The following is a 14,003-nucleotide window of genomic DNA, read 5'->3' as shown; positions in this document are numbered from 1 at the left end:
CTCCCTAGCCGTGCATGCCGAGGTTGCGGCGCACGAACAAGGTGGGGGCCAAAGCCATGAGCCCCGGCAGCACGACGATGCCCACCACGGTTGAGCCCAGCGCCATGTAAAGGATGATGAGGACGATGCCCACCAGGAAGGTGGTGCCGATGTTCCTCTTTGCGATCTCCGCGGAAAGCTTAAAGCAGGCCCCTAGGCCTAGGTCAGGGCGTGCTGCCTTGACGGCTGGGACCCACCACCAGAAGAACAGGGCGAAAAGTCCGGGGATTATGAGCAAGACAAAGCCCATGCCGATGACCACGCTGGTCACGAGGTATGCCAGCATGATGCCGCCCATGCCCTTAACGGTAAAGAAATCCCCGAAAGTTAAGTCCTGGCCGTTGACCTGCTTAGTAGCGGCTTGGTACCAGATGGCGTTTGCCCACAGATAAATAACTAACAGGGCTATTACCCCGAGAATAAGTAACAGCACGCCCAGTACGCCAAGGGAACCGTCTAAGGCTCCCTCGGTCGACGCCTCGATGGAAAGAGATCCGCCACCGGCGGCAAAGACTACGGCGATTACGGCGTAAGCGACAAAAAGGACGACCATCTGCACGAGCGGGGCAAAAAGCCACGGCACCCAATTGCGGCCGAAATAGCGGAAGCTATCGCCGATGATGCTGACGGTATCTATGCCGCCTGGGGCGGGCGGCTCGCCGGAATATCCCGGCTGCCCATTTGAATAGGGCTGCTGGGAATAGGGATTGTATCCGTCGTGGTCGCGTGAACCGGAATAAGGCGAAGTCATACCGCAGACAATAGTGGATAATCCCGTTTCACGGCTACGGTGCTGCCGCTATTCCGGGTGAACCGCGGGCTTAAAGCTGGCGCGGGAGTTCTCGAAGCTCGTGATCGCCTCTTCATCGCGCAGGGTGATGCCGATGTCATCAAGGCCTTCCATCAGGCGCCAGCGCGTGTAGTCATCGATGTCGAATGAGTAGGTGTTTTCGCCAACCTGAACGGTACGCGCCTCCAGATCGACCGTAACTTGGGTTTCCCCCGCTTCCAGCTGCTTCCAAATAAGCTCGATGTCTTCTTGTTCCATCAGCCCGGTAAGCAGACCAGACTTTCCTGAGTTACCGCGGAAGATATCCGCAAACCGGGAGGAGAAGACAGCCTTGAAGCCGTATTCGCGCAAAGCCCACACTGCGTGCTCGCGCGAGGAACCGGTGCCGAAGTCGCGGCCGGCGAAGAGAACGGAGCCGTTCTTGAACTGCTCCTGGTTAAGTACGAAGGTGGAATCGGCGCGCCAGTTGGAAAACAGCCCCTCCGCAAAGCCCGTGCGCTTGACCGATTTGAGGTAGCGCGCGGGGATGATTTGATCCGTATCCACGTTGGACGCCCGCAGCGGGACTCCGGTGCCGGTATGGGTGATGAATTTCTCCATTGTTTCAACCTTTCTCGCGTGCTTATTTCAGGTCAGCCGGGCTGGACAGGTATCCGGTGACGGCGGTAGCGGCAGCAACCTGTGGGGAAACGAGGTGGGTTCGCCCGCCAGGGCCCTGCCGGCCTTCAAAGTTGCGGTTGGACGTGGATGCGGAGCGCTCCCCTGGTTTCAGTTGGTCGGGGTTCATGCCCAAACACATGGAGCATCCCGCCGTGCGCCACTCTGCGCCGAAGTCTTGGAAAATCCGGTCAAGGCCTTCCTTTTCCGCATCGGCCTTGACCACCGCGGAGGAAGGAACCACGATCATGCGCGTAGTGGAATCGATGGTGCGGCCCTTGACCACCTCAGCGGCGGCGCGCAGGTCCTCGATGCGCGCATTGGTGCACGATCCCACGAAGACGGTGTCGATCTTGATATCGCGCAGTGGGGTACCTGGTTGCAGGTCCATGTACTCCAATGCCTTTTTCACGGTGGCCTTGGAATTGTCATCGCCGAAGTCTTCTGGATCCGGTACGGTTTCGCCCAGCGGCAGGCCTTGGCCCGGGTTCGTTCCCCAGGTCACGAACGGTGTCAATGCTGAGCCGTCGATTTCTACGACGCGATCGAATTCGGCGCCATCGTCAGTAGGCAGCGTCTTCCAGTACTCCACCGCAGCATCCCAGTCGGCGCCCTTAGGAGCGAACTCGCGGCCCTTGACATACTCGAACGTCGTCTCATCGGGCGCAACCATACCGGCACGGGCACCGGCTTCAATGGACATATTGCAGATGGTCATGCGGGCTTCCATGGACATCTTGCGGATGGCTTCACCGCGGTATTCGATGATGTAGCCTTGGCCGCCGCCGGTGCCGATCTTGGCGATGATGGCAAGGATGAGGTCCTTGGCGGAAACGCCTTCCTGCAATTCCCCGGTGACTTCGATGGCCATCGTTTTAAATGGCTTCAAAGACAGCGTCTGGGTGGCCATGACGTGCTCTACCTCTGAGGTTCCAATGCCCATGGCGATGGAACCGAATGCGCCGTGGGTAGAGGTATGCGAATCGCCGCACACAATCGTCATGCCGGGCTGGGTAATGCCCAGCTGTGGGCCCACGGTGTGCACGATGCCTTGCTGCTCATCGCCCATCGCGTGCAACCGCACGCCAAATTCTTCGCAGTTCTTGCGCAAGGTGGAAACTTGGGTCCGCGATACCTCATCCTTAATCTCTAAGAGGTTGCCGGATTTAATCCCCAGCGTCGGCACGTTGTGGTCCTCGGTTGCCAGGTGCAATTCTGGGTGCCGCATAGTGCGACCTTGCAGTCGCAGCCCATCAAAGGCCTGCGGGCTGGTAACTTCGTGCAAAAGTTGAAAGTCAATATAGATAAGGTCTGGTGCACCTGCATCGCCCTCTTGGACAACGTGGTCGCGCCATACTTTTTCAGCCAAGGTCAGCTTCTGGTTCATAAACATCACTCCACACTTGAAATCTCATAATTTGGGACGTAGATTTCATTATATGGGAGAGTATAGCGCAGTTTCCGGCATTAAGGTACTAGATCGTGCAATGGCCATCATGATGGCCGCCGCGAACCATCCATCGACCCTTAATGAATTGTGTGAAACCACGGGGCTACCTCGGGCGACGACGCACCGGCTGGCCACCGCGCTGGAGGCACACCGCATCCTTGTCCGCACCCCTGAAGGAAAGTGGAAGGCCGGCCCCGCACTTCCCGGTAACCGCGATCACATCCTAGAAGTTGCGGGCCCCATCATGGACCAACTCCTCAACCGCACCGGCGAGTCCATTCAGCTTTATGAGTTCACGGGCACCACCCGCACCTGCATTGCCACCCGCGAACCCACGTCCGGCCTACACAACGTGGTCCCAGTAGGCCGCCAGCTGCCGCTGACCTCCGGCTCTGCAGCCCGCATTATCGCAGGCTATGTGGACTTTCCCCTAGACGCCGCACAATTCAGCGCTGCCGATGTGGAAACCGCCCGCCGCCAGGGCTATGCAGAATCCATCGAGGAGCGCGAAGCTGGCCTAGCCTCCATTTCCGCTCCCATCTTTGATTCCTCCGGCGTTTTCCGCGCGGCACTGTCCATCTCCGGGTCCTCCGAGCGCTTCCGCCCCTCGCCCGCCAAGAAGTACGCCCACCTGCTTACCTCCGCCGCCCGAGAACTTTCGGAACTGCTCTAGCTTTACAACCATCTCACCACTACCCCTGGGCCACCCGCTGGCCCAGGGTTTTGTCATGTTTTACCTCCACATACCCCGCTCCTCCGCGGTCTAATGAAAAAATATCGAAACTCTCCCGCGCGCTATTGAAACCGAACTGAAAACATGATTTAATGAAAACAGAGTGAAAACGAAAAGGACACTCCCCAACCACAAAGCGCAGAAAGGATTCATGATTATGACTCACGCTACCCACACTGAACACGAGCACACCCACGGTGAAGGCTGCGGCCACGTTGCCTTCCCACACGAGGATCACACCGACTTCGTGCACGATGGCCACATCCACCGCGAGCACGAAGGCCACTGGGACGAGTGCGAGACCACTGAGCACGTCGAGGCTGAGCCACACAGCGAGCACACCCACGGCGAAGGCTGCGGCCACGTTGCCGTCCCCCACGGCGACCACGTTGACTACATCCACGACGGCCACCGCCACGCCGCTCACGGCGATCACTACGACGAGCACTAAGCCTCGCCGCCAAGCGCCCCGCAGTGCCCTAGCGCCGCGATAATCCACCGCTTCGATGCAAGGATTATCGCGGTGCTTTTCTACGCATTAGCCCAGCGTGAATTAACCTTTTATTAACCCTAGCCGCATTGATGCGCAAAGCACGGTGCCTGAGAGGTAACCAAGCTATCAATTTCGCGGAATCTGCCTGCTTGACTATTAGTTAACACCGTTTCGGTGCTACGGTCTTTCGAGTGATTACTAGTTGGAAGCTTTTTCTCCAAGACTTCGTCCGCCTGTGGCGGACGCCGCAAGTCTGGGTGATTCTCATCGGTTTGATGATTACCCCTGCCTTATACTCTTGGGTCAACGTCTCCGGTTTTTGGGATCCCTATGGCAATACCGAACACCTCAAGGTAGCCGTGGTGAATGAGGACAAGGGTGCCTCGTCAGATCTCACCGGCGATATTGACGTCGGCGGGCAGATGATGGAAAAGCTGCACAACAACGACAAACTCGGCTGGCAGTTTATGGACCGCGGCGAAGCCGAGCACGCGGTGAAATCCGGCGATGTTTTTGCCTCCATCATCGTCCCGGAGGATTTTTCTTCTGACTTTGTCAGCCTCTTCGAGGGCACGTACTCTCAACCCACCTTGGAGTATCAGGTCAATGAGAAGATCAATGCCATTGCCCCCAAAGTCACTGACTCCGGTTCTTCTACTCTCGAAACCACGATTAGCGCCACGTTTAATGAAAATGTCGCGAAATCTGTAGCCACCGAGTTGAGGAATTCCGGCGGCGATCTCAGCGATAAGATCAATAGCACCGCGGGCAATACCGCTAATTCCTTTTCAGAGACCGCCGATACCGTGGCCAATTCGCGCAATTCCCTGGCGGATGTCAACGCCACTATCGAGGGTGCCCGCCCCACCATCGCGCAGGCGCGCAAGTCCCTGGGCTCCGTGCAGACCACGATCGATGACGCACAGCAGGCTTTAAACCAGGTCACCGCCTTGACCGACGAAGTGCAAAAGGAAGTAACCTCCTTCGCTGACGATGCCACCGCCGCTTATATCCAAGGCACGACTGCGCTTGCCGATGGCACCGCGAACGCCAATGCCAATATCGGTTCTGTCACAGGGAAGTTAAACGGCGCTCTCAACCGCGTCGATGCCGCGACCGACGGCGCACAGGGCATCCTTGGTCAAGCCGATAAAGCCATCGACCAATTAGCCGGTGTCGCTGCCCTGCCGGCCCTTCCCCCAGAGGTATCCCAGCAGATCAACCAGTCGGTCTCTGAGCTGCGCGACCGCAATAACCAAAACCGCGCGGTGCTAGGCGAGCTCGATTCCCTCAATAGCGATACGAATGCCACCCTGGATTCGCTGAATAAGACCTCAGAATTGCTCAATTCCATGGCCTCCCAAGCGCGCGATGATTCCCATGGACTCCGCGATGACGTGGCCAACGGCCTGCCTAAGCTCAATTCCGCGCTTTCTAATGTCTCCGCTACGGCCGGGCGCCTATCTGCCTCGCTCAACAGCCAGAAAGCGCTGGTTGGGCAAACGGACGGGCTTCTCGGGGGCGTCGACGAGCAGCTGACCCACGCCCAAGAAGTGGTAAAGCGCTTCTCGGTCGACCTGGATCGCGTCGAGGAAGGCCTGCGTTCCGCGCGGACCGATGTCATTGCCTTGAGCAACACGGCCACTAATAACACCGTGCTGAAGTCCGTCAATGGCCTTGATACGGACCACGTATCTTCCTTCCTCTCCTCGCCCGCAGAGATGGAAAGCCACGCGGTCTTCCCCGTTACCCACTACGGCTCCGGCATGTCCTCGCTGTTTATCAACCTCACGCTGTGGATCGGTGCCTTCATGCTTTTGATCATTTTCCGCGCCGAGGTTGACCCGCAGGGCCGCCGGGATCTGACCATCAATAAGGCCTATTTCGCGCGCTTCTTGCTCCTCGGCTTTTTCGCCATTGCCCAGGCGCTAATCGTGTCCATCGGTAACTTGGTCATTGGCGTGGAGCACGTCAGCGCCACCGCCTATGTCCTTACCTCCGTATTCATCAGCCTGTGCTACCTCAGCATTACCTATGGCTTGGTCTCGACATTTGGCCACGTGGGCCGCGGTATCGCGGTGGTCCTCGCCTTCATCCAAATTCCCGGCGCATCGGGCCTGTATCCCATCGAGATGACGCCGGACTTCTTCCGCGCCGTCCACCCCTTCTTGCCCTTTACCTACGGCATCGACGCCATGCGCGAGACCGTGGGTGGGTTCTACGGCACCCATTACATCCGCGACATCGCCGCGCTGACCGGTATGGCGGCTATCGCCTACCTCATGGGCACCTTTTTAAGGCGCGGGTTGTCCAACGTCACCATGCTGGTCAATGACGAGCTGGCCAAGGGCGGGCTCGTCATCAACGAGCAGGTCCACCTCATCGGCAGCCGCTACCGCTTCACCGATCTGTTGTATGCCTCCGCGGACCGCGAGGGATATCAAAAGAGCTTGGATACCAAGTGGATGACCGCGCGGAAGAATTATTCTCAGTTGATGAAGCTGACCATCGCCATTGGCTTGGCCTTGGTTACCGTGCTCGTTATTTGCTCCCGGTTCATGCCGGATCAAAAGGCGATCATCTTCGGCATTGCCTGCCTCGTGGCGCTGATTGCGGTCGCGACCATTTGTTCGCTGGAATACGTGAAGCAAAGCATCGCGCACGATAACCGCCTGGCAGACCTCAGCGATGAGGAAATCCAGCAGCACCTTGAGCATCAACGCCGAAACCCCAATCAGTATCGGCTAGAAGATGTGCAGTCGGATAAACACGCCGAAATATCTTCTACCCCACAATCGCAGGGCGATACTGCAGATAAGCCCGCCGACGGCGGCGAAGAATCCGGAAAGGGAGATAAGTCATGAACAACATCCTGACCATTCTCCGCGATGACCTCAAGGCCATCCGTGGCAACGTAATGACCGCCGTCATCATTTTCGGCCTCGCCATTATCCCGCTGCTTTTTACCACCTTTAACGTGCTCGCCAGCTGGGACCCGTTTGCCAATACCAAACAGCTCAAAATCGCCGTCGCCAGTGAGGACAAAGGCCACCAAAGCGACCTAGCTTCGCTCAAACTCAACCTAGGCGATGAGGTTTTATCCCAGCTCAGCCGCAACGATGAAATCAACTGGGTCCTTACAAATAGCGACGATGCCATTGAGGGCACCAAGTCCGGCGAGTACTACGCCGGCATCGTCTTGCCCAAGGACTTTAGCGCCAACCTCCTTACCTTCTATGTGGAAGGCACCGAGCCGAGCAAGCTGAATCTTTACACCAATGAGAAGAAGAACGCGCTGTCGACCACGATTACCCAGCGCAGCGCTACCGGCGTGATCGAAAAGATCGACGAGTCCTTCACCCGCGTCGTGTCCAATGTGGGCCTTGGCGTCATTTCCTCATTGGACCAGTACTTGGATGAGGGTGAAACCCAAGCCGCGCTCAATAACGTGCACCACCGCGTCAACACGGTGCAATCGCGCCTCGATGCGGCCTCAGGCACGGTCATGGCGCTAAGTAATCTGGTTGATTCCACCATTCCGCTGACCCGAGCCGCCAATAACATCCTGAATGAGGCGGGAAACCAGGCCTCCAGCACCACGAATGACAACGGCGAGTCCCCCATCGACATCCTTAAATCCACGCTGGATGAGTCCACTGGCTCTTTGGATGCGTCCCTTGCCGCGACGACACAAAGCTACGAGGTCCTATCCGCGCAGATTGAGGAATTGCTCAACAACGCCAGCGCCACCTCCGCGCAGACCGCTCAGACCTTCCGCACTGCCGCGGACCGCGTGGGACAGCAAACCGCTGCTTTCCAAGGCGTAAAGGACAGCATCCAAAAAGAAGCCGATAAGGTCAATCTTCCCGCCCCTGTGGCAGCGGGATATAAGGCCGTCATGGGGCAACTCGATGCCAGCATCGCCCAAAGCAATGCGCTACACGATTCTTTGACCTCAACGGCCAATAACATTGAAAATGGCGGTAAGTCCCAGGAGTCCAAGCAGCAAACCCAAGCTGCGATCGCTAGCGCCAAGCAGGCCGTAGAAAACGCCCGTAACTCCTATAACTCCAATCTCAAGCCGCAGCTAGCGGCCCTAGGAGATAGCGTGGGCACGGTGGCCAACGATGTTGATGCGGTCAAGCGCGATATCGCGGGCGTCCGCAATACCATCTCCAATGACAACGATGCCCTCGTGCGGGCCCGCGATATGACCGCCGGCCTATCCGGCACCCTGCAGCAGCAGGCGGCCCGCTTTGGTGAGCTCAGCCAAAAGATCGATGAGATCCGCGACGGCGGCGATCTCAGCCAGCTCGCCGATCTCATCGGCGATGATCCCGAGCTACTGGCCTCCCGCATCGCCTCACCGGTCAATGTGGACCGCCAGCCCATCTACGAGGTTGCCGCCTTCGGTGTTGGTATGACGCCGTTCTACCTCACGCTCTCGCTGTGGGTCGGCGCCCTGCTTGCCTGCGTGCTGGTACACACCAACGCCGAGCGCAAGTACTTGAAGAAGAACGAAAACCTCGACAAGAAGGATCACTTCACCAGGAACCAAGTCTTCTTGGGCCGCTTCATCACCTTCGGGCTCATCGGCATCGCCCAATCCACCCTTGTGGTCCTCAGCCTGATTTTCTTCGTGGAGATCGAGCCCGAGCACCCATTCATGATGCTCTTTGCCTCGTGGATAATCACACTGGTGTTTATGTTGATAATCTATTCACTGGTTATCACATTCGATAGCGCGGGCAAGGCCCTCGCGGTGCTGCTCTTGGTCATCCAAGTCTCCGGTTCCGGCGGCGCCTATCCCCTGCCGCTGCTTCCAGAGTGGTTCCAAAATGTCAGCCCGTGGCTGCCGGCCACCTACGGCATCGACGCATTCCGCAGCGCCATCGCCGGCATTTATGAGGCCGATATCCTCCGCGAGCTCGGCATGCTCCTCCTCTTCGCCATCCCGGCACTCATCCTCGGCCTGTTCTTGCGCCCCGCCATGGATAACTATCACAAGCGCCTCCAGAAGGCGATTAAGAAGACGAAGGTCATGGCCTAGCCACACACCTATGCACAACGCCCAGTGCAGCCTGAGAGGCTCGCTGGGCGTTCTTTTTGCAGTGTGGCGGACCCATCCCCCTCCCTTGGCGCTCACGGGCCCACAGCCCGCCCCAGTCCTCGCTGAGTTCGTGAGCGCAAAGGGCGGGCTGCGGCTAAAGCAGACGCTTTCCGATGCCTCCCCCCTCACCCACCTAACGCCCTCCTTCGCGATGCTCATTGCAGCGCAGGGAGAGCCGTTTAAACGCCGCTTGATCAACTTCTCCTGGCCTCTAGAGATGCAGGAAGAAAATGGCAAAAGAAAAAGGCTGCGAGCGGTGAAGCTCGCAGCCAAAATATGGCACTTTCACGAAACTCCCCACCATCCTGAACCCCCGACCTGTTAATACCCCTGCACCACAGAATTCCGGGGTGTGCACCACGGCATGACAACTACCTCGGTGTTCTCACCCAGCGAGGATGCGAACTAATCCACGAGTCACTTCGCTCACAGTCTAAAGTTCCAACTCCATCTGTTCGCCAGTTTCACCATCGTCTGTATATACGGTCAACAGCTCATAGCTCGACTTCTCTTCATCGTCCGGTCCGACCTGAGTCTCTACACGGATCCGCATGTCGTACGACCGCGCAAGGTTCGCTTCGCCCGAGCTAACGAGAGCTGCAAACTCTTCGTCAAGCAGACGAATGGATATCGTTCCAAACTCTTCAGTCTCAATCCGCCATTTGCGCTTAAGAGGCTCAATGAGATTTGCAGTGGCAAAGCGAGCCGAGACGGTCGCAACTTGAACTGTTGGCTCTGGAAGCGTCTCCGCGTAGTTGACCATTCTCCGTGCCTCTTCTTCGTTGATGTGCACTTCAACGCTGCGAGAGCCGGCCAGTTCGACTGCTTCAATCCCTGGTTCGAGAGTCGGCTTTACGATCGCTGCAACATTTTTGCGCCCCCGAGACTTTGCTAAAAGCGCATCAGTTAGCCTTTCAAGTTGCAAGTTCTCACGAAGATCTGGATAGGGAACTTCTGTTTGCTCCTGCATCGCGGCTTTGTTTGACAGTGCCTTCATGACCCAGCCGATGATTTCTTTGACAGTCACAACACCACCCCCAAGGGTGAGTGCAGTGTTGACTTTCGAGCCCGAGGCCCAGTTCAGAACCCCATCGAGAGCCTGACTTCCAACATCAAAGAAGACCGAATACGAGCCTTGCTCGACTCCAACGATCTCCAGCTCAGGCACTTCAGCGGACAGTGGATCGACGTTGCGGTAGATAGCCTTAACGAGTTCGTCCAACGCCAGGAAGACGGGACCGATCTCTGCGACCGACATCGGCTCGGACTGTAGACGTGCGCCGTCGTACTTCAGCAGGAAAGACTCTTCAGACATGGAACTATATTAACGGGTGCACGCTTGGGCCGAGCTGGGCGCACAATAATTCATGATCAATCAAGCCCGTCAGCCACTCCCTTACCGCCGCGAACCTCGTCACCTGCCATGCCGGCAACCTATCCCCCTCCCGCACCGCTGCCACAGCATTCTCAATCAGCCAATGCAGTTAGTTACGCCGCAGTTCCGATCGCCACAATTCCAGTTCGCAGTCAGCAAGCCCAGCTGGGTCGTACGGGAGCGTCAACAAGGCCTCGGGGCTTTGCACCCCATGCTCTTTGAGCACCTTGCGGCCTTCCATCGCTTACCGCTCATCGTTCATGGCCCACAGCAACAGGTCCTCGATGATGCCGCTGCAAAAAAGCGAACTCCTTATCCTCGACCTCGGCTGTTACCCGCGCTACGATTCGCTGGGCTTGACCGGATTCATACAGCCCCGTCCAGCCGCTGAGCATGTCCCACTCGTTGTGCAAAGCGCGCTTCAAGTCAGTGATAAGTTCCTTGGCTCCTAGATGGTGTTGCTCCATCAAGTCAAGGTCCACGTGAGGGAGGTAAGGCCAGTATCGCCGAGCTGTGAGCAGATCAATCATCGCCACGATGTCGGGTGGGAAATCGGATTGTGGGATTGCGGCTTTGGTCTCGACTCCAATGATCCAGTAGCCATCTGATGTGAATAGGGAGTCAGTCATGATGCTCCAGTCTCGTAGGGAGAGGAATGCGTATGCCGGATGGGAGCAGGATCAGCGAACCCCGCGCCGTCGAGTCAACGGAGCGGGATTGGTGTCAACGGCTGAGATTAGAAGGTCAGGCCAGGAATGTTCATGGTCTGAGCCATGAACCTCCGAGTTCGTTGTCCCCCCTCCAGCTATCCTATTCGACATGATGCAAACCCACGCCAATTATTCTCGCCCCTTCCCAGACCACTGGTTTCCAGCATTAGCGAGGCTGTGTCGAGAAACAGCTCAAAATATGCAGACGATCGGCCAGGCCAACCTCAGTCTCACAGCGGAAGAAAAGCAAGACATAAACGAGTATTTCCACGCCGAGGATTACAACGTTGCTCTCATCGGCGAAGAAATAACCGGAGGGTCTGCAGACCTCGTTGGAGGGTGGCTCTACACGATCAACAATCTTCTCGATGGTCCTTTCGTCAGCCCCGTGACCATCGCCCCCGTTGCTCGTGCAGCAATCGAGACCAGCGCACAGATCGCTTACCTCAATGCATTTGAACCAATCGAGCGATGTTTCTGGGCCATGCGAGCGGTCACAGACAAGATTCATTATGAAAAGGAGCGTGACCTCGTTCCAGGTGTATTCCCCCGACTCAAAGAAGCAACAAAGGTCCACACGGACCGGCATCGTGGGACGAAATTTGAGTTCCCTGGCAATACCACGCTAGTACGTGAAACGCTAAAAGTCTTGGGCGGCTACCGGATGTACAAGGAGACGAGCGCATATACGCACCAGCATGCTTGGACAGCCTACAAGCACAGCAATTACGTCATGTACAACCCTTTGCCGTTAGAGCTCCGAACGATTCGCTTCGTCTTAGACGCGTTAGCAGCAGCTGACTACGCAGCACGCTCCTTCATCAACTTTCGAAATACGACAAAGACTGCTACTGCGTACTCTAACCTCGACATATTGCTAGGCAGACGCAAAGCAGTCCATGACGAGTTCGTAGCTTGGATGACCGAGAACAACGTCGCTCTCGCCCCCTAAACCACCCGCAGCCCCTCGCCACGTCCGTGTCCATGAAACAGCCCCCGCACCGCCACCAGATCCTTATCCCTGAGGTCTGGGCGGAACGACTCGAAGCGCTTCAACGTCTCGATCCCCGCCGCGTGACAGATAAACGCATCGGGCACATATCGGTCCATCAAGTCCACGATCCATGTCGCTTTGAGCCGGCGAATATCAGGCTGCATTCCTGACTCGACCTTGTTGCGTGCCGTCCTGCCCGGCACATCATCAGGGTCTCGGCTTGTCACATTGGGGCGCAGGATGTACTCATCTCGCCCCGCCTTGGTCGGACCTGACCCCTGTGGATGCGGCGGCAAAACACGTTCAGACGGGCCAGGCTTGGGGTACTCAGGAATGGGCTGACGCGTATCGTCGTGGACGAAACACGATTGAAAGCCGTAACGCCCTTCTCAAGAACGGTCGTATGGGGGTTGGGGGACACGACTCGGCGTCTCGTCCGTGGGTTCGCTAACGCCACCCTCGTCCCCGCTCTGGGCATTGTGGGTGTCAACATTCACCTGATTCAGAAGTTCCTCCACCGAGTCGTATTCGACTTGAATACGAATCCCAGCGATCCGGTAACAACTCAGCCGCGTAAGCGAGTCTCCAACTGGAACACGTTCGGTAACGCCGCGCCACAGGCTCCCCCCGGCTGCAGCCTAGAGATCAGCAAAGTCCACCGCCCATATGGGCCGTGCTCTACAGGTCGTGGGCTACTGCCCAACTAAACAAAATCTCGCCCGATCTCTGTTGCTTTTAAGCACCAGGAATCGGACAAAACAAGTTAAATCCCGATCCTCGGAAACGAGAATCGGGATTTCGTTTGGCAGTTCGTAGTTTCGTGAACTCTGCAGGTCAGAAAGGTGAAACCGCCTATATGTACCCCGTACGGGATTTGAACCCGTGTTACCGGCGTGAGAGGCCGGCGTCCTAGGCCGCTAGACGAACGGGGCTCGTTCGCACGTAGCAGGCGAAGCAAAAGCTGTACTGCCCTAGACTCGCTTGCTGCGGACTCGTTAAACAGTAAACGATGGGTAAACACAATACAAATCAGCAGATAGTACGGGGATTCGTGCCGGTAAGTCCCCCAGTTAAGACCCACTTTGGTCCCGATTAAGTGGCCTAAACGACAGGATGTGTTGGTGAAGTTATATGATTAGCACGTCTGGCCTGCTGGTATTAGGACTATTTCACTTATCCGGAGGGATAACGCAGCCTCGGACCTGAAATACCGCCGGGGGCATGCTGATGTGCTAAGCGCTGAGGTTCACGATGAATGGATGAGTAAGAATCATCCTCGATACCCCGTCTGTAGCGAGGTGTGCACCAAAATACGGGACTACAAGCACCAATCCGCCAGCGAAGGCGATGGAACGCCTGTAAAGCCACTGTCACTCGCGCTAGAGGCCGACCCAGGAAAGTGGACGCATCAGGGCGCAGACCCACGAGCCAAAGCACACACCCTAGCCAACCAAGAAACACAAGCCACCATCGGCCGTGAATACGGCCGACCAGCAACTTTCGACAGTGCCTACAACCACTCTATGGGAAAACGCAAAGGCCACATGCCCTAAACCACGCAGTCCGCCAACACAAAATGTCGTTTACCCCGACACGCCGGAAAACAACACATTTTGTCGTTTAACCCGATTAAGTCGCAAGCGCACATACGA

11 protein-coding genes, 1 tRNA gene and 1 pseudogene are annotated in these 14,003 nt (G+C 57.0%); 6 read left to right on the top strand and 7 right to left on the bottom strand.

The genetic code is table 11. From position 1 onward, the window contains the following. Positions 1-4: 4 nt before the first annotated feature. From EL217_RS05295 to leuC, 3 genes are read right to left on the bottom strand one after another with little or no spacing between them, the layout of a single operon-like run. Positions 5-790, bottom strand: a complete 786-nt coding sequence (locus EL217_RS05295) for a hypothetical protein (protein WP_023017842.1) — start codon at positions 788-790, stop codon at positions 5-7. 48 nt (positions 791-838) lie between these two features. Beyond that, the gene (gene leuD / locus EL217_RS05290; protein WP_126318903.1) at positions 839-1,429 is read right to left on the bottom strand and encodes a 3-isopropylmalate dehydratase small subunit; all 591 of its coding nucleotides are present in this window, start codon (positions 1,427-1,429) and stop codon (positions 839-841) included. Positions 1,430-1,451: 22 nt separating this feature from the next. Continuing rightward, on the bottom strand, positions 1,452-2,873 hold the full coding sequence (gene leuC / locus EL217_RS05285; protein ID WP_023017841.1) for a 3-isopropylmalate dehydratase large subunit: 1,422 nt from the start codon (positions 2,871-2,873) through the stop codon (positions 1,452-1,454). A 52-nt stretch (positions 2,874-2,925) separates the two neighbouring features. Here leuC and EL217_RS05280 point away from each other — a divergent pair, with 52 nt between their 5' ends. The 4 genes from EL217_RS05280 (at position 2,926) to EL217_RS05265 (ending at position 9,212) form a co-directional block, all read left to right on the top strand. Continuing rightward, positions 2,926-3,609 carry an IclR family transcriptional regulator gene (locus EL217_RS05280; RefSeq protein WP_126318901.1) on the top strand — a complete coding sequence of 228 codons (684 nt, stop codon included), beginning with the start codon at positions 2,926-2,928 and terminating at the stop codon, positions 3,607-3,609. Positions 3,610-3,826: 217 nt separating this feature from the next. Continuing rightward, positions 3,827-4,120 carry a hypothetical protein gene (locus EL217_RS05275; RefSeq protein WP_005282583.1) on the top strand — a complete coding sequence of 98 codons (294 nt, stop codon included), beginning with the start codon at positions 3,827-3,829 and terminating at the stop codon, positions 4,118-4,120. Positions 4,121-4,353: 233 nt separating this feature from the next. After that, positions 4,354-7,026: a YhgE/Pip domain-containing protein gene (locus EL217_RS05270; RefSeq protein WP_126318899.1), complete on the top strand. Its 2,673-nt coding sequence runs from the start codon at positions 4,354-4,356 to the stop codon at positions 7,024-7,026. Further along, a complete protein-coding gene (locus tag EL217_RS05265) occupies positions 7,023-9,212 on the top strand; it encodes a YhgE/Pip domain-containing protein (protein WP_126318897.1) in 2,190 nt (729 codons plus the stop codon). Before EL217_RS05270 ends, EL217_RS05265 begins: the two co-directional genes overlap by 4 nt. Positions 9,213-9,705: 493 nt before the next feature. On the opposite strand, the gene EL217_RS05260 is transcribed toward EL217_RS05265, so the two are convergent. After that, positions 9,706-10,587 (bottom strand): hypothetical protein, encoded by an 882-nt coding sequence (locus EL217_RS05260; protein ID WP_126318895.1) that lies wholly within the window; start codon positions 10,585-10,587, stop codon positions 9,706-9,708. Positions 10,588-10,898: 311 nt separating this feature from the next. Further along, the gene (locus tag EL217_RS05255; RefSeq protein ID WP_126318893.1) at positions 10,899-11,276 is read right to left on the bottom strand and encodes a hypothetical protein; all 378 of its coding nucleotides are present in this window, start codon (positions 11,274-11,276) and stop codon (positions 10,899-10,901) included. A 190-nt stretch (positions 11,277-11,466) separates the two neighbouring features. Here EL217_RS05255 and EL217_RS05250 point away from each other — a divergent pair, with 190 nt between their 5' ends. Continuing rightward, a complete protein-coding gene (locus tag EL217_RS05250; RefSeq protein ID WP_126318890.1) occupies positions 11,467-12,309 on the top strand; it encodes a hypothetical protein in 843 nt (280 codons plus the stop codon). On the opposite strand, the gene EL217_RS05245 is transcribed toward EL217_RS05250, so the two are convergent. Continuing rightward, complete coding sequence (locus tag EL217_RS05245) at positions 12,306-12,515, bottom strand: hypothetical protein (RefSeq protein ID WP_126318888.1); 210 nt, start codon at positions 12,513-12,515, stop codon at positions 12,306-12,308. The two genes, EL217_RS05250 and EL217_RS05245, sit on opposite strands and share 4 nt — an antisense overlap. Before the next feature lie 695 nt (positions 12,516-13,210). Next, positions 13,211-13,283: transfer RNA gene (locus tag EL217_RS05240), tRNA-Glu, on the bottom strand. Positions 13,284-13,769: 486 nt separating this feature from the next. Between EL217_RS05240 and EL217_RS11480 the strand changes: the two are divergent. Next, a pseudogene (locus EL217_RS11480) lies at positions 13,770-13,904 on the top strand (IS256 family transposase); the annotation flags it as partial. Between the last annotated feature and the right edge of the window lie 99 nt (positions 13,905-14,003).

It is taken from the genome of Corynebacterium segmentosum (assembly GCF_900637825.1).
Taxonomy (GTDB): Bacteria; Actinomycetota; Actinomycetes; order Mycobacteriales; family Mycobacteriaceae; genus Corynebacterium; species Corynebacterium accolens.
This window is presented reverse-complemented; position numbering and strand designations above follow the sequence as displayed.

Excerpts from the sequence above, each read along its gene's own strand:
- EL217_RS05295 (WP_023017842.1), bottom strand. The coding sequence starts at position 790 with ATGACTTCGCCTTATTCCGGTTCACGCGACCACGACGGATACAATCCC.
- leuD (WP_126318903.1), bottom strand. The coding sequence starts at position 1,429 with ATGGAGAAATTCATCACCCATACCGGCACCGGAGTCCCGCTGCGGGCG.
- leuC (WP_023017841.1), bottom strand. The coding sequence starts at position 2,873 with ATGAACCAGAAGCTGACCTTGGCTGAAAAAGTATGGCGCGACCACGTT.
- EL217_RS05280 (WP_126318901.1), top strand. The coding sequence starts at position 2,926 with ATGGGAGAGTATAGCGCAGTTTCCGGCATTAAGGTACTAGATCGTGCA.
- EL217_RS05275 (WP_005282583.1), top strand. The coding sequence starts at position 3,827 with ATGACTCACGCTACCCACACTGAACACGAGCACACCCACGGTGAAGGC.
- EL217_RS05265 (WP_126318897.1), top strand. The coding sequence starts at position 7,023 with ATGAACAACATCCTGACCATTCTCCGCGATGACCTCAAGGCCATCCGT.
- EL217_RS05260 (WP_126318895.1), bottom strand. The coding sequence starts at position 10,587 with ATGTCTGAAGAGTCTTTCCTGCTGAAGTACGACGGCGCACGTCTACAG.
- EL217_RS05255 (WP_126318893.1), bottom strand. The coding sequence starts at position 11,276 with ATGACTGACTCCCTATTCACATCAGATGGCTACTGGATCATTGGAGTC.
- EL217_RS05250 (WP_126318890.1), top strand. The coding sequence starts at position 11,467 with ATGATGCAAACCCACGCCAATTATTCTCGCCCCTTCCCAGACCACTGG.
- EL217_RS05245 (WP_126318888.1), bottom strand. The coding sequence starts at position 12,515 with ATGCAGCCTGATATTCGCCGGCTCAAAGCGACATGGATCGTGGACTTG.